This window comes from Bradyrhizobium guangdongense, from assembly GCF_004114975.1.
Taxonomy (GTDB): Bacteria; Pseudomonadota; Alphaproteobacteria; order Rhizobiales; family Xanthobacteraceae; genus Bradyrhizobium; species Bradyrhizobium guangdongense.
This window is the reverse complement of record NZ_CP030051.1, coordinates 1,716,140-1,730,993: the sequence shown is the minus strand read 5'-3', so window position 1 is coordinate 1,730,993 and position 14,854 is coordinate 1,716,140. Positions and strand designations below refer to the sequence as shown.

13 protein-coding genes are annotated in these 14,854 nt (G+C 62.4%); 2 read left to right on the top strand and 11 right to left on the bottom strand.

Going from position 1 to position 14,854, the window contains the following annotated elements; genetic code table 11:
• Positions 1-320: 320 nt before the first annotated feature.
• From X265_RS08295 to X265_RS08255, 8 genes are all read right to left on the bottom strand, one after another.
• The gene (locus X265_RS08295; protein WP_373291540.1) at positions 321-488 is read right to left on the bottom strand and encodes a DUF2934 domain-containing protein; all 168 of its coding nucleotides are present in this window, start codon (positions 486-488) and stop codon (positions 321-323) included.
• Between the two features lie 641 nt (positions 489-1,129).
• Positions 1,130-1,594, bottom strand: a complete 465-nt coding sequence (locus X265_RS08285) for a hypothetical protein (protein ID WP_128964359.1) — start codon at positions 1,592-1,594, stop codon at positions 1,130-1,132.
• Positions 1,578-2,492, bottom strand: a complete 915-nt coding sequence (locus X265_RS08280) for a DUF2950 domain-containing protein (protein ID WP_128964358.1) — start codon at positions 2,490-2,492, stop codon at positions 1,578-1,580. Before X265_RS08280 ends, X265_RS08285 begins: the two co-directional genes overlap by 17 nt.
• Positions 2,489-4,123 carry a DUF3300 domain-containing protein gene (locus X265_RS08275; protein WP_164938981.1) on the bottom strand — a complete coding sequence of 545 codons (1,635 nt, stop codon included), beginning with the start codon at positions 4,121-4,123 and terminating at the stop codon, positions 2,489-2,491. The genes X265_RS08280 and X265_RS08275 overlap by 4 nt, the downstream gene beginning before the upstream one ends.
• Before the next feature lie 104 nt (positions 4,124-4,227).
• Entirely contained in the window at positions 4,228-6,117 is a 1,890-nt protein-coding gene (locus X265_RS08270) for a sensor histidine kinase (protein ID WP_128964356.1), read from the bottom strand.
• Positions 6,118-6,210: 93 nt separating this feature from the next.
• Positions 6,211-6,627 (bottom strand): hypothetical protein, encoded by a 417-nt coding sequence (locus tag X265_RS08265; RefSeq protein WP_128964355.1) that lies wholly within the window; start codon positions 6,625-6,627, stop codon positions 6,211-6,213.
• 28 nt (positions 6,628-6,655) lie between these two features.
• Positions 6,656-7,891: an HlyD family secretion protein gene (locus X265_RS08260; protein ID WP_128964354.1), complete on the bottom strand. Its 1,236-nt coding sequence runs from the start codon at positions 7,889-7,891 to the stop codon at positions 6,656-6,658.
• Positions 7,884-8,336 carry a hypothetical protein gene (locus X265_RS08255; protein WP_244659240.1) on the bottom strand — a complete coding sequence of 151 codons (453 nt, stop codon included), beginning with the start codon at positions 8,334-8,336 and terminating at the stop codon, positions 7,884-7,886. The genes X265_RS08260 and X265_RS08255 overlap by 8 nt, the downstream gene beginning before the upstream one ends.
• Before the next feature lie 151 nt (positions 8,337-8,487).
• Here X265_RS08255 and X265_RS08250 point away from each other — a divergent pair, with 151 nt between their 5' ends.
• Both X265_RS08250 and ppk2 read left to right on the top strand, forming a co-directional pair.
• Positions 8,488-8,943, top strand: a complete 456-nt coding sequence (locus tag X265_RS08250; protein ID WP_128964353.1) for a hypothetical protein — start codon at positions 8,488-8,490, stop codon at positions 8,941-8,943.
• 78 nt (positions 8,944-9,021) lie between these two features.
• Positions 9,022-9,822 carry a polyphosphate kinase 2 gene (gene ppk2, locus X265_RS08245; protein ID WP_128964352.1) on the top strand — a complete coding sequence of 267 codons (801 nt, stop codon included), beginning with the start codon at positions 9,022-9,024 and terminating at the stop codon, positions 9,820-9,822.
• Positions 9,823-9,895: 73 nt separating this feature from the next.
• Here ppk2 and X265_RS08240 read toward each other — a convergent pair whose 3' ends face one another.
• The 3 genes from X265_RS08240 to X265_RS08230 are packed head-to-tail and all read right to left on the bottom strand — an operon-like array spanning position 9,896 to position 14,812.
• The gene (locus tag X265_RS08240; protein ID WP_128964351.1) at positions 9,896-10,321 is read right to left on the bottom strand and encodes a hypothetical protein; all 426 of its coding nucleotides are present in this window, start codon (positions 10,319-10,321) and stop codon (positions 9,896-9,898) included.
• A 24-nt stretch (positions 10,322-10,345) separates the two neighbouring features.
• Complete coding sequence (locus tag X265_RS08235; RefSeq protein ID WP_128964350.1) at positions 10,346-12,046, bottom strand: aspartate:alanine exchanger family transporter; 1,701 nt, start codon at positions 12,044-12,046, stop codon at positions 10,346-10,348.
• A gap of 12 nt (positions 12,047-12,058) precedes the next feature.
• The gene (locus X265_RS08230) at positions 12,059-14,812 is read right to left on the bottom strand and encodes an aminotransferase class I/II-fold pyridoxal phosphate-dependent enzyme (protein ID WP_128964349.1); all 2,754 of its coding nucleotides are present in this window, start codon (positions 14,810-14,812) and stop codon (positions 12,059-12,061) included.
• Between the last annotated feature and the right edge of the window lie 42 nt (positions 14,813-14,854).

Here is a 14,854-nt window from a genome sequence, read left to right as displayed (position 1 = left end):
CAAACAAGGTAACGGCGGTACGCACGAGGCTGCGGAGGCGATCAACAGCTACGGACTTTTTGAAGCCGCCGAGGTGAAGAGCCCGGCGGCTTTTTTCTGATCGAGAGCGCCATTGCCGAGCGCAGTTGAATGCACTCGCCTCTAGTGCCAGGTCGTGTCCGCCGTGACGATGACGGCCCTCGTCTCGGGGTCCTCAACCGTGTTGCAGGTGCACGGCATGCCTTCGCCGCATTGGCATCCGCCCGCCTCTTCGGTCCAGGCGCGTAGCGGGTGGTTTTCGCAAACCCAGCCCAGACCGCGGCAGAACAGACATGGCGTCTTCATAGCGTATCCGGCGTCCGCATCGTGTCCGACCTGTCCTCGTTGCGCAGCTCCTGCTCGGCCGCGTGCCAGAACTCGTCCTCGCGGCCTTCGGGCTTGCCGGCGCGCTCCCATAGCTGGTGCGCGCGCTCTCTGATCTCCTGCTCGCTCGGCTCGGACAATTGCATCTCCTCTCCTGACGCGCGGCCCCACCCTGGGGGGCTGGGGGGACTTGGAGGCGGGGCCACGCAGGCCAGCCATCGGCGGCGACGCTGACCCGGAGATTCAAGCATTGACGATGAGGAGGGTTCCTATGCCGGCCACGCCACGGACCCGACGCGTTTTAAGGACGCAGGTGAGGATAGCGGCGCGCTCGCCGCTGTCCGGGACGCTTCGCGCCGGGACTAGCGGATCTGGTCCCGACGCGGCGCGGTATGTTGGGCCGAGAGCAGCAGGAAGAGAGCTCTCGCGCCTTTGTAGCTGGCTGCCTCGCGGCTACGCTCGCGGCCAAGCATCACGGGTTTTCCGGGCAAGGCGCAGACCGTCCATTCCCAGGAGCGGGAGCGCTTCCGGACTTTGATATCGAACATCGCGAAGTAACTGGACCCGTCCTTCCGGCTCATCTGGACAGGCGCCCGATCTTTACCAAGGTGACTCAACCAAAACCCCTGCTTGGTGGTACGAAAGCGAACAAATCACTAGACCAACCAGGCTTCCCAATGATGACCCATTTGGGTGATGCGGGAGTAAAATCGCGCGAAAGACGTTGCGCCGGAATCCGGATCTGAACGGCCCGCGGCCAAATGATCCCGCAGAGAATGCATTTGGCTTACTTCAGCGAGATCGTGATCGCGCTGAGATTGGCGGCCATCTCAAGGCCGGCCTTGGGCCCTTGCAGCACCATCACAACTCCATTGTCGTTTCGAAGGTGAACACCACCCACACCGCCGACGAGAGCGCCGCCACCACCAACCGAACTGTAGGTGCCGGCGAAGTCGCGGACCTCCCTGATGCCGGACGCCCAACCTGACAGGCGGCCGGCCGTCGCGCCGGCCGTGATCCCCAGGCTTATTCCTGTGACCCGGAAGGGATAGCTGCGACCGCGATAGTTCAATACTCCACTGCCGGCACCGCCACCCAAAAGCAGGCCCGCCTTTACGATCTTGACCCGGACCTGGCCGGCAGCTTGCGCAAGCGCGGGAACGGCTGGAATCGTGACGGCGATTAACGCGATCGCGGCAAGGCGGCCGAGCGACCGCAGCGGCGGGCCCGTCATCTCACGGCTTCGCGGCATCGACCTTCTTCCAGGTCTGGTCGGGATCAAACAGCGTTAGGCGCTTGGCGACGAAGTCGGTGCGTTTGCCGAGATCCTTCTGGTAGACGACGCCGGCATGATTGACCAGGAAGGTCATCACGCCGGAATTGCCGTACTCGGCCGGCCACGCAATCAGCGCGAAGCCGCCGATCATCTTGCCTTTGACGACGTAGTTCAAGGCGCCCCCGGGGGCGTCGGGCCCCTGCCCCTTCAGGATGCGGAAGTAATAGCCGTGATAGGGCGTCATGCTCTCGCCGGCTTTGTAGCCCTCGCTCGAGGCTTGCGCCGCCAGGGGTCCTAGCGGGCTCGGATCGTTGTCGTCGCGCCAGAACAGTCCATCCTTCTTGCCAGGCGAGGACATGATGTGCTGCGCGTAGACGCCGACGCCCTCGCCGCGGTCCTTATCGGCATATTCGTTCTGCGCGTCGACAAAAGCGAGCGCGGTCTGGATCGCGTCGAGCTCGTTGCGTCCAATCCGCCGGCGAAGCACTTCGATGCGTCCCTCGTCGGTATCGAATTCCCAGCCCGCCTTGGTGTTGACAAGCGGAATCGGGAACGGAAAATCGTCGGCTCCCAGGATGAGGGTTGCGCTCTTGTTGCCCTCCGCCTTGATGCCGTGCTTGGCCTCGTACATCGAGCTGAAGCGCTGGCGGATGTCGTTGTCGGCAACCTCATCGCCGGAGGAGACGATGTCCTCGGCTGCCCTGCCGAGCACTTTGAGGGTATCACGAGGCCCGCTCTTGACTGCGGCAGCAAGCGCTGCTGCCGCGTCCTCTGGCGTCTTGTAGGATTGCTGTGCCTGGGCCACGGAACCAAGCAGCGCAAACACGAACATGCCCGGCAACACCGCGCGCTGCAGCGATTTCAGACTGATCATGGCATCACCTCCGCAGGGATCTTCGCGCCGCCGGCAAGCCAATCGCGGTAGGTGCGGAATGTCAGGCCAAGCTTTTCATAATAGACGCGGAGATAGCCGTCGCTGCCGCGAGCCACTGCGTCAGGCATCACCTGTTCGACCTCCTGCGCCATCACACCGACATAGGCCTTGTCGCTGCCGATATAACTGAAGCGATAATAGCCGAGGCCATTTGCGAGGTGCCCGAGCAGGACGATGTCGTGCTTCAGCGCGATATCGGAGCGCCGGCCGCCCCCGCCACCTCCACGACCGCCGCCTCCTCCACCGCCGCGCATCGCCATCCCACCTCCGCCGCCTCGGCCAGCCATGCTCGGTCCGCCGCCACCACCTCGCGGCATACTTGCCATGCTCGACCGCCCGCGCGCTGACGCCGCGGCCGCGGACCGACCGGACGAGACGTTCATCGCGCCGCCGCGATTGCCGCCGCCGCCGGCGCGGTTTGCGGCCTTTGCGCGATCGCCGCCTCCTTTGGCAGCGGCCTTGGCGCGATCACCGCCGCCTTTGGCACGATCTCCGGCACCGCCGCGATCACCGCCGCCGGGCCGATCGCCGCGATTCCCCGCGCGATCACCTCCGCGATCACCCGGTCCATTCCGATCACCAACGCGGTCGCCCGCTCGGTCTCCCGTCCCCTGATTGGGCCGCAGCACCTGGTTGCCGTCGCGACCGCGGAAGTCCATCCGGTCCGATGCGCCCGCTTTCAGATTGCTGTTGCCGAATTTCTGCTGAACGTTCGCATTGTTGTAGCGCACGCCCTGTCGATGCGCCGGATTGTGCTGCCAGCCGTTGCCGATGTTCGTCGTCCGGTGATTGACGTAGACGTTGCGGTTGCCCCAGTTGCAGCCACCGCCCCAGTAATTGCCCCAGCGTCCGACCGCCCAGGCCGTACCGAAGGCGATGCCCGCCGCCACCACTCCCGCACCGATATAGGACGGATAGCCCCAATAATACGGCGGATATTCCGCATAAGGCCAGCTGCCGTAGACGGTGGCCGGGTCGTAATACGGCACATACATCGCTGCGGGATCCGCCTGCTGGATCACGACGACCTGCCTGCCTTCCTGAGACTGGACGCTGACCTTCTGCTGCTTGGTGGTGACCAGCTTCTTGTTGTCATAGGCCTTGTTGCGCAGCCGCTGGATCGCGTCCATCACGTCGGGCTGCTGCGCGAGAAAGGCGTCGCCGAGCTTCTTGGTCCAGTCGAGTTGATCGCTCATCATGGTCAAGACGTCGGCGGTGCTGGCCAGCGCCTTGACGCTGTCGTCCCAGCCCTGCTTGTCCACCTCTGTCTTCAACGCGTCGCCCTTGAGGTTCTTGCGTTCCTTCAGCCACCGGTCGGCCTGAACTACCTCCAACGGATAGGTCGAGGCGGCCAGCACGTTGGCCAGCAATTCGTCGGGATAGAGCGCAATCGGCGCGACCAGGGCTTCGAGTTGTTCGGGCTTGAGGAGCTCGGCCGTCGGCGTTGCGGGACTGGCCGGTTGCGCCTGCGGGGCTGGTCCGGCCGACTTGTCGCTTGTCTGGGCCGACACGCAAACCGGCGCGGCCAGCACCAGCGCGAGCGCGAGCAACGTCTTGCCGCAGCGGATCATCGCATCCTCCATTTCAGTCCTGCCGATAAGCATGAGACCGAGAGAGGGACGTTCATTGACAAAAATCAACGAAACGGGAGCGTCGCCCATTGCAGCGCGGGATGCTAACTCGCGATCGGGAGGCGAACCGTGAACAGAGCACCGCCGAACGGCTGGTTCTCCGCGGAAATCGTGCCGTGGTGCGCCTCGACGATCGTTCGCACGATCGCCAGCCCCATGCCCATGCCCTCCGGCTTGGTGGTGAAGAAGGGCTCGAAGATGGTTTTGAGATCGGCAATTGCGATGCCTGGTCCCGTGTCGCCCACCCGGATTTCGGCAGCCCCTGCCGAGCGTCCCATGGTGACGCTGACTTCGCGCTTGCCTGCCTTGCTTTCCGATATCGCCTCCAACGCATTGAGGATCAAATTGAGGACGACCTGCTGCAGCTGGACAGGATCGCCCTTGACGTGCAGCTCCATCTCCGGCGGGGCATAGAACCCCAACACGATGTTGCGCCTTGCGGCGACATCACCGACCAGGCCGATCGCTTCCCGCACCGTTTCTTTCAACTCGATATCCTTGATCTCGAACGGCGCCTTCTTGAGCACGCTGCGCAACCGGCGGATCACCTCGCCGGCACGCTGGTCGTCACGCCTGATGTCGGCAAGAATCTCGCCGATTTCGGCGAGATCGAGCGCAGTGCCCTTCAGCATCAGCTCCGCCGTCTCCGCGTTGGTCAAAATCGAACCAAGGGGCTGATTCAGCTCATGGGCGATCGACGCGGTCAGTTCTCCGACGGCTGCGTAACGATTGACATGCGCGAGCTCGGCCAGGCGCTGTCGGGATTCGACCTCGGCGAGGCGTCGCCCCCGGCGCTCATGAAGCAAGCCGCTGATGAGCCCTGCCTGGATGAGAATCACCGCGGCGATCAGAGCCAGCTGCCAACGGTATTCTTCCCAAATGCCTGGCTCCCGGAACAGGACCTCGCTGCCTTCAGGCAGGTTGCTCTCGCTGATTCCCCATCGCTGCAATTCGCGCCAGTCGTACTTCGGCGCAGCATAGACGATAGGCTCGATCTTGACGTCTGCCGGCTTCTCGCCGCCGAGGATGCGCAGGGCCGCATCGGCAGTCTTTTCGCCCAGTTCGGGAATGGAATGCATGGGACCGCCGACGATGTGGCGTCCGAAGAACGACTCCTCGAAGCAGAAAATGGGGGCATTGGCAACGGCACGGAGGCGCTGCAGCGCGCGATCGCCGTCATGAACGACCCCGGCTGCATCGACAGACATCAAGCCCCAGAACAAAACCGTGTGTGGGGGGAGCGCCGAGGCGCGCTTCAAGATCTCGTCGAACGGCAGATCGCCGTACCAGACGAACGAAACACGATTTCCGAGCGTCTCGACATCCTTCTTGACCTCATCGAGCCAGAATTTCTCCAGCTCGGACGCACCGATGACGAGAGCGATCGTCCGCGTATCCGGCAGCACCTGAAGCACGTTGCGGAATGCCGCAACAAAGTCGTTGCGAACCGACACCACGGTGTCCTGCTCGGTCAGGCTCGCGCGGTCGATCAGCCGTTCTTCCACCGTTGTAAGGACCATCGGCGCGTTCGGAAACAAATCCGTGCGGTGCTTCTGCACGAACCCGGCGGCAGGCCCGCCGATGCTCATCACGATGTCAGGTGGACGCCCTTGGTAGATCGAGCGCAGATACTCGACGAAGGGTCCTTCAGGACCTGGCCCGGTGAACCGCGCGGTCAGCAGCGTGTGCTCCTGAATGTCGAGCGGCCAGGGCGAGCGCTGCTCGAGATTCATCTTGATGTTGCGCGCGTATTCGCTCCAGGGCAGGAAGTCCCGTCCGAAGGAATGCAACAACAACACGCGCTTGGGTGCGCGGCGCTCGTCAGCATGAGCTGGCCCTATTCCAGCGGCCCACCAAAGCGCCAATCCGAGGCACAACAGCGCAACCTTGGCAACTTTCCGCTTGGTCGACGCAATGAAATTGCGCCTGCTCATGTTTCTCTCCGGCGCGTCCTGCGGACGGCGCCATCACAGCACATTGGGCGTTCTTGCACTAGTGCAGGTTGCAACCGCGCTGCTGGAAGCCGTCTATTGCGACGAACATCGGTGATACCGGATCTCCATGTCTTCCATACCCGGAAAGAGCCGCACGATGCTGTCGGCATCCAATGCCTTCACGCTGAACTGAATACTGGACAGCATGATGTCGGTGGCGCAGGCCGCGATCAGGTTGACGCTCGAGCCGTTGTCCTTTCTGGCCTTCACTTTGCAGCGTGCGAACTTGCCGATCAGCTGATCACCGTCGACGATGAAGCCGCCGCCATAGACCTCGGACATCTCGGTAAAGCCGAGCTTGCCTCCTTCACGGGTGAACACCTTCTCGCACTGATCGGCGCTGGTGGCCCAGGCACCGTTCAGGTCAACGGCACCGGCAGGTTCGGCCAACGCAAAGATTGCGGAAATTGTCAGCGCGATCGCAACGACCGACTTTCTGAATTTTGACATCCAAAAATTTCCTTGAAATCAGTTTTGTTTAGTGACCACCGCTGAAGATCAGCGTCTTGAACGGCAGCAACAGAGCCTGGATCCGCAGCAGCAGCGCATGAACGAAGCCGATCGCATCGATGGCATGGAGAACGATCCGCCGCCCGGTCGAGGTCTTCGGATCTACGATCTCGTCGTGATTGCTGGTGTAGGCGTTAACGATGCAGGTGCTGCCGGCGGTCACTCCGTCAAGTCCGCCCTTGTACAGCGGTTCGAGGAAGGCGAGAATCGTTCCGGGCTTGGCGACGTTCTGCAGGTCGATGAGTTGCTCGCCCGAGCGGAACTGGCCCGCAGCGATGTAATCCTGCACCGAAGTCACGATCAGGGGGACCACGACCCATGGCTTCGAGACACAAGTTGCCTCTGCAACCATGCCTTCCTTCATTACGCCAGCTTCGATCTGGCCAAATCCAGCCTGCAGCCGCTGCCGGCCGGCGCCCTCGGGAATCAGGACGCCCGCCGGCCGCATCAATTGATTGACGACGTCGCCGACACGAACGAGGAACTGCTCGACGCGCCCATCCACTCCCGCGCGGATGAACGTCTTGTCGAACTCCACCTGCGCTTCCGAGAGCACGGCCTGCGCGCTCGCCTTTTGGGCCGGCAACAATGTCGAGACCTGCAGGGCCGCCGACTCCTTGGCGGCGGTTGCGGCATCGATGCCAGCCTGGCGCTGGTCCACCAGGACCTGAAGCTTCTCGATGTCCCGTTGCGGTACGATCCCCGGATTTCGGCGCTGCAACTCGGTCTTGACCTCTAGCTCATCCCTGGCCTGCTGGTAGTTGGCCTTGGCTTCCTGGATCTGCGCATCAGCCTTGACCACTTCAGCCGCTGCGGTTGCCATTGACGCGTCGACCTCCGCGACCTTGCGCCTGGCCGTTTCGAGAGCTGCCGCCTGTTTCGAATTATCCAGCCGAAAAAGAACCTGTCCTTTCTTAACGTCCTCGCTGTAGCCGACATTGACCTCCGCGACACGCCCTGAGCCCTCAGGCAGAATCGGAATAGTCCGGAACAGCAGCGCGGCATTGGTGGTGGCTGGGTGGAAGAAGAAGACGCTGGTGATCAGGCAGACGGTGAGCATCAGGCAGCCGGTGATACCCCATCGCAGCTCGTACCAGACCGAGAATAGCGTAATTTCCTTGCCGAACCGCTTGCCCTGGGCAAAGCGGCGAAAGAGGTAATCGGGAACGATGGTCAATAGTGAGCAGATGAGAAGTTCAAGCATGGCTGTGCACCTTCTCTCCGGCGATCACGTCTTGGCGGTCGTGCTCGACCGGAACTGCCGTGGCGCCGGGCTCTCGCTCTGTCGGTGCGCTCGCGGCCGACGGCGTCTCCGCGATCTTCTCGACGGAATCCGCAATGCTTCGGAGCGGCGTGCTGAAGTCCGGCAAATCGATGAGGGCAAGGATCAGTCCGGCGATCCAATAGATGTGTTCGTGCGAGAAGAGGGAAATCAGTCCCAGCACGGCCACGATCTCGAATTGCAGCTTCTGAGTCTTGTGAGCCATCCGCTCCGGAAGGCTGTGCAGATTCCAATAGAAAACGCCAACCCCGAAAACGGCGCCGATCAGGATCAGGCCCGTCACGATCATCAGCACATCGGTCTCGCCAGGCGAGATGATGTAGAACGGCAGGTGATGTGGTGCCAGCGGATGAAGCTGCTCGCTCAACGTGCTCTCCTGATCAGGGGTCCAGCAGTCACGGACTTCACGCGACTTTGCCGTCCCAGGGCACCGCTTTGCTTGATTTGAATCAACGGAATGGCGCCCTTCCGATCTAGCCTCACTGGAACACTCAAAAGAGCAGCAGGAGGCATCGGCAATGTCCGCGAATCTCGACACCCTGATCCCCAACGCCATGCAGATCCGCAAGGAAGCGGCCCTCAAGGAGGCCGAAAAGGCGGAGGAATATGCAAAGCTCGCCGCTGCGGCGGAGGCCGAAAAGAATGCCTTGATCGAACGGCTGAGCAAACCGTCAGGCAAAACCGAGGACGAGAAAATCAAGCTTGCCGCCAGCATCATCCAGCGTGCGGTGCGCAACGGGCTGACCGAGGTGCTGGTCTATCGCTTTCCGAACACACTATGCACCGACAAGGGCCGTGCCATCAATCAGCAAGAAGCGGGCTGGGAGAAGACGCTGACGGGTATCCCGAAAGAAATCTTCCAGCTCTGGAGCGATTATCTGAAGCCGCGCGGCTATCGCATCGGCTATCAGATCATCGATTTTCCTGGCGGCGTGCCGGGCGACATCGGCGTCACGATCTCCTGGGGCGACTGACTTACCTGAACAAGTCGGCCTGAATGACGTGGAATGCGCGACTTGGGCTGAATGAAACGCAGCAGCGAAAGGACAGGCATGGCCAAGGACATAACCGCGAACAAGATGAAGCGGAAGGAGTATGAGAAGGAGCTCGGCAAGCTCCAAGTCGAACTGTGTCACCTGCAGGAATGGGTCAAGGCCCAAAAACTGAAAGTGATCATCATCTTCGAAGGGCGCGATGCCGCCGGCAAGGGCGGGACCATCAAGGCACTGACCGAAAAGGTCAGTCCGCGCGTCTTTCGTGTCTGCGCGCTGCCCGCTCCCTCCGACCGGCAAAAATCCCAGCTATTCCTGCAGCGCTACATCGAGCAATATCCGGCCGGCGGCGAAATCGTGATCTTCGATCGCAGCTGGTACAACCGGGCCGGCGTGGAATATGTCATGGGCTTCTGCTCGCCGGCCGACCACAAGCGCTTCCTGGAATTATGTCCTCTGGTCGAGAAGTTCGCCGTGGACGCCGGCATCATCCTGATCAAACTGTGGCTCGAGGTCGGGATGGAGGAGCAGGAACTCCGTTTCAAGGCTCGCATCGAGGATCCGCTGCGGCAGTGGAAGTTGAGCCCGATGGACACCGAGTCGTTCGGCCGCTGGTACGACTATTCCCGCGCGCGCGACATGATGTTCGAGGCGACCGACACCAAGCACGCGCCGTGGCGATTGATCCGCTCCGACGACAAGCGGCGCGCACGGCTCAACGTCATCTCGCATATCCTGCAAACGATCCCCTACAAGAAGATCAAGCGCGACAAGGTCAAGCTGCCGCCACGCTCTCATAAAGGGCGCTACAATGACCAGGCCAGCCTGCGCGGGCGGAAATTCGTCGAAGAGCGATACTGATTTTGGTGGGACACGTTGACCGAACATAGATAGGCCGCGCCAACGCGCGGCCTATTCTCTTTGCGCATGCGGCCTATTTGAGCCGGATCGTAACGCCGCCGACAGCTGCGGACACTTCGGCGCCCACCTTCGGGCCGCTGAGCTGCAGGATCACGCCGTTCGCGTTTTGCAATTGAACCGCTCCGGCACCGGCCGCAACGGCGCCGCCGGCGCCGCCCACTGCGTAAGAACCTTCGATCGACGCAGGCCCCCGCAAGTTCAAGGCACGCCCGACGAACTTGGTCGTCGAGGCACCCACGGTCAAACCGACGCTCATCCCGGAGACGGTGAACGGATAATTCTTGCCGCGAAGGTGCAGCACCCCTTCGCCGCCTCCCACACCGACGATGAAGCCGCCCTTGGTGAAGACCACGGCGACGCTGCCGGTTTCGGCGCGCGAGGGCGCGCTGAAGGCAGCGACACCGAGGAGCAGAGCAGCTACAGCAACCAGTTTCTTCATGACTTTCCCCTGAGTTTGGCTCACCTATTGAGCCAGAAGCATTGCGAAGTAACCGAAGATCGTGAGCAGGATGCCCGAGACGGCGTAACCGACCGGGAAACCGATCCAGGGCACGGAGCTCTGGATCTCAACCGCGGCCTCGCGGCACGGGCCGGAATGCGACCGCGCGCCGGCCACGCCGCCCATCAGCACTGCCGGATTGATCTTGAAGACATGGAAGCCGATCGCCCAGACGATGAACGGCGGGATCGTGCAGGCGATGAAGCCGACGATGAAGATCTTCAAGGCGATCGCGCCCGTGAGCTGCGACAGCAGTCCCGCACCGGCGTTGACGCCGACGATGGCGACGAAGACGACGAGGCCGAGATCCTCGAGCACGTTGCGGGCCGCATTCGGCGTGTTGCCGAAGAAGCGCAGCCGCGACACGATCGAGGACACGATCACGCCCGATAGCAACAGCCCGCCGGCGTTGCCGAGACCGACCTTGGCCCCGAATGCCGGGAATTCGACCATGCCGATCAGGAAGCCGATGATCATGCCGACCGACAGGGTCAGCAGGTCCGTCGACGTGTTGGTCCGCGCGATGCGGCCCCACATGTCGCCGAGCTCGTTGACCGCGGACTTCAGGCCGACCACCGACACGATGTCCATCCGCTCGAGCTTGGTCTTGAGACCGGCCGGAATCTGCACGCCGCCGCGCTCGACCTTGGTGACCTGCAACTGGCCGGCGATCGCCGAGTCGCGGAAGGATTCGAAGGTGCGCCCAACCATCTCCTTGTTGGTCACGAGGATGTCCGCCTGGTCCATGGGAACGCCCAGGGTCTTGGCATCGGCGACCTCGGGACCGATCAGGCCCATCTTGTCGGCAAGATGCTCGGTCGAACCGCCAAGCGCGACGATGTCGCCCTTTTGCAGCACGAGGTCGGCATCGGCACCTTGCGGCTCGCCATTCCGTCCGACGTTGACAATCCGGTATTCCGGGTTCATCGCGCGGAATTTTGCGATGCTCATCCCGGCGGTTGCGGGATTCTCCAGCCGATAGGCCCGCAGGCCGAACTGGCGATAACCGGTCAGCGCGCCGCCTTCGAGATCCCTCACGCCGAACTCCTGCTCATACTGCTTCGCGGCGGCTTTGGCATCGACACCCCACCAACGCGGCAGATATTTGCAGATGAGAATGATGCCGACGGTACCCCAGATATAGGTGATCCCGTAGGACAGCGCGATCATGCCGGATGCATCCTCGGGCTTCATGCCCGCGGGCAGCTTGACGACACCTGATGTGACGGCCTGTTCGGCCGAGCCGATGGCGGCGGACATCGTCTGTGATCCTGCCAACATGCCGCCGGCCGCTCCCGTCGGGAGAGCAAACAGCTTTGCACCGATAACCACCAGAGCAAGGCCGAGCACGCTCGAAACGACAGCGAGAATGCAGAACTTGAGGCCGTCGCCCTTCAGGCTGTTGATGAAGGAGGGACCGACGCGCAGGCCCACACCGTACATGAAGAGATAGTAGAACAGGCTTTTGGCAAAGTTGTTCAGTTCGAGCTTCACGCCGTAGGTCGAGGCCCACACCGAGAGGCCTGCCCCCACCACGATAGCACCGGCGACCATGCCGAGGCCGTAGCCTTTGATGCTGGCCCGGCCGATATAGACGGCGAGGCCGACGACGAAGAAGAGCAGCAGGTATGGATACTGCTGAAGGAATGTGAAAAAGCCCTGCATGTTCGATCCCCTCTAAGATGCAGCCTTGAGCTTCGGCGCGGCCGCAGGCTTGGGCCTGCCGATCTTCGCCAAGGCCTCGGTGCGCACGAGCTTCAGTCCCTCCTTGGCGTCGTAGCCATGGATCTCCTTCACATCGAGCTTGCGCATGAAGTCGATGGTTTCCTGCGTGATGACCTGGCCTGGCACCATGATCGGGAAGCCGGGCGGGTACGGAATGACAAAGTTCGCCGAGACGAGTTCGGGACCGGCCTTCAGCCGCCGGTCGATCTCGGGATCGTTGAGGCGGATGTGCTCGCAGCCCGCCACGTCATAGGCGGTGTAGAAGCCGGTGCGGATGTCGCCTTCGTTGGTCTTCGCCCCGGCATCGCCACGGAAGCTCGGATGGAAATGCGAGAAATTCGGCAGATCGGGCACATCCTTCATCAGGCTCGTCACCCGTGCCTCAAAGGTCTTCCGCGCATTGGCCCCGCCCTGAGCAAGTCCCCGATCGATCTCGCCCGCGATCTCGGCGAGCACGCGAATGAGATGCGCGACGTCGCTCCGGGTGTTGTTGATGTTGGACTGGACCAGGACCGAGTTACGCGAGGTCTTGTTGACCTGGATGTTGTACTCGCTTGCCAGGATGCCCTTGAACTGGGTGCCGTCGTAGCCGGCCGTTCCGCACACCAAGGTCATGCGTGTCGGGTCGAGGCAGAACTCGTCCTCGTCGAGGCTTTTCAGCGTATTCGCCCAGTTCACGCCGGCCGCGAGATAGTCGGTGAAGCCGCTCTGGCGGTACTGCGCCGGCACCATGGCGTCTGCGCCCAGCACGCGGAAGTATTTCGAGATCAGCGGATTGTTGTTGACGGCGTGGCGGATCGCGAAGGCGATCTCGATCGCATTGGCCACGAGACCGTAACCTTCAAGCTCCATCTGCCGCCGCGAGATATCGAGGCTGGCGATGAGCTGCTGGTTCGGACTGGTGGAGGCGTGGGTGAACACCGCTTCCTTGAACTGCTGCTCGACGGTGTGGAACTCGACGTCCTTCACCGAGAGCATGGAGCCTTGTCGGATCGCCGACATCGATTTGTGGGTCGAATTGGTCTGGTAGACACGGAGGCGGATCTGCCGCGGATCAGGGATGAGCCTCGTCTTGAGCAGCACCTCGTCCGTCGGGTTCTTGCCGAGCTCGGCCTGTTGCCTGTCATAGGCCGCGACGGACTTCGGGTCGTGCATCCACGCTTCGATCTCGTTGGCGGCGCCCATGGCCGTGCGCCGACGCAGGAACGGCGAGAAGCGCGCAAAGCCGAACCAGGCCTCGTCCCAGAGGAAGATCAGGTCCGGCTTGATGGCGAGACATTCCTCCATCACGCGGCGAGTGTTGTAGATGTGGCCGTCGAAGGTGCAATTGGTCAGATCGACCATCTTGACGCGGTCGAGCCGGCCGTCGGCCTTCGCGCTCAACAGCGCCTGCTTGATCGTCTTCAGCGGCACGGCGCCGTACATCGAATATTCGGTCATCGGGAAGGCTTCGACGTAGAGCGGCTGGGCGCCGGCAAGCACCATCCCGTAGTGATGGGATTTGTGACAGTTGCGGTCGACGATCGCGATATCGCCGGGCGCAAGCAGCGCCTGCACCGCCATCTTGTTCGAGGTCGACGTACCGTTCGTGACGAAGAAGACGCGGTCGGCGCCGAGGGCGCGGGCGGCCTTCTCCTGCGCCTTTTTGATGTTTCCGGTCGGCTCCAGCATGCTGTCGAGGCCGCCGGTGGTTGCGCTGCTCTCGGCCAGGAACAGGTTCGGGCCGTAGAACTCGCCCATGTCGCGGATCCAGTCCGACTTGAAGATGGACTTGCCGCGGGCGATCGGCAGGGCGTGGAACGTCCCGATCGGACGCTGCGCGTATTTCTTGAGATTGTCGAAGAATGGCGTGTCGTAGCGATCCTGGATGCCTTCGAGCATCGACAGATGCAGCTCCAGCAGCTCTTCAACCGAATAGAAGATGCGGCGGACGACGCTGGCGTCGGGATTGCCGGCCAGTTCTTCGACGTCGCGGTTCGAGATCATATAGAGGTCGAGTTCGGGGCGAACCTTCTTGATGATCTGAGCCAGCCGCAGTGCGGACGCGTCGGATTCGTCATTCAGAGCCGCCGTGGCCATGATCGAGCGGAGCACCGGCGCATCATGCCGCGAGCGCAGTCCGAAGCCCTCGTTGATGATGACGGCGGCGATGTCGGGGTTGAGCATGGTCGCGCAGAACGCGTCTTCGAGGCTACCGACGATGACAGGCTCGTAGATGAAGCCATCGACCGGACGGCGCAGCTTGCGCCATTCGGCGGCGAGTGCCGGCCACTGACTTGACGGTACGCCCGTCACGATCAGGGTTTCGAAATAGGGCCGCCGCGCCGTGTGCGCGCCGAACGACGGCGGCACCAGCTCGGGCACGTCGCCATTGCCTTCATCCTTCGCGTTCCAGTCGCCGGCATGCTGGCGGAAAGAGCGCGTCGCTAGTGCCTGGGCGATCTTGGTTGCAAGCGCAAACGATGTGGGTCCGTCGCCCGCAGCTGCCGCTTCGCGCAGTGCTGCCATCAGATTGAGACCGGGATAGCCGTGGAACTCCTCAGTCACAGAGAGCTCGGCGAGCGCCGCATCATAGGCCGCGCGATTGCCGACTCGCGCCCAGATCTTGGCTGCCTCCACGAGATCGCGCCAATCGTCAGCCCGTCCGCCGGGACCGGAGAAGAATCGATCGATACGCTTCTGTGCGGGCTTTGATTCCTTGGACATGTCGCTCTCCCGATCTGTCGGCAAATGATGCGGGATCGTGGC

Bases quoted from the DNA above. Each gene is read 5' to 3' on its own strand.
- X265_RS08280 (WP_128964358.1), bottom strand. From the start codon at position 2,492: ATGATCAGTCTGAAATCGCTGCAGCGCGCGGTGTTGCCGGGCATGTTC.
- X265_RS08275 (WP_164938981.1), bottom strand. From the start codon at position 4,123: ATGATCCGCTGCGGCAAGACGTTGCTCGCGCTCGCGCTGGTGCTGGCC.
- X265_RS08285 (WP_128964359.1), bottom strand. From the start codon at position 1,594: ATGCCGCGAAGCCGTGAGATGACGGGCCCGCCGCTGCGGTCGCTCGGC.
- X265_RS08230 (WP_128964349.1), bottom strand. From the start codon at position 14,812: ATGTCCAAGGAATCAAAGCCCGCACAGAAGCGTATCGATCGATTCTTC.
- X265_RS08270 (WP_128964356.1), bottom strand. From the start codon at position 6,117: ATGAGCAGGCGCAATTTCATTGCGTCGACCAAGCGGAAAGTTGCCAAG.
- X265_RS08260 (WP_128964354.1), bottom strand. From the start codon at position 7,891: ATGCTTGAACTTCTCATCTGCTCACTATTGACCATCGTTCCCGATTAC.
- X265_RS08235 (WP_128964350.1), bottom strand. From the start codon at position 12,046: ATGCAGGGCTTTTTCACATTCCTTCAGCAGTATCCATACCTGCTGCTC.
- X265_RS08295 (WP_373291540.1), bottom strand. From the start codon at position 488: ATGCAATTGTCCGAGCCGAGCGAGCAGGAGATCAGAGAGCGCGCGCAC.
- X265_RS08250 (WP_128964353.1), top strand. From the start codon at position 8,488: ATGTCCGCGAATCTCGACACCCTGATCCCCAACGCCATGCAGATCCGC.
- ppk2 (WP_128964352.1), top strand. From the start codon at position 9,022: ATGGCCAAGGACATAACCGCGAACAAGATGAAGCGGAAGGAGTATGAG.
- X265_RS08240 (WP_128964351.1), bottom strand. From the start codon at position 10,321: ATGAAGAAACTGGTTGCTGTAGCTGCTCTGCTCCTCGGTGTCGCTGCC.
- X265_RS08265 (WP_128964355.1), bottom strand. From the start codon at position 6,627: ATGTCAAAATTCAGAAAGTCGGTCGTTGCGATCGCGCTGACAATTTCC.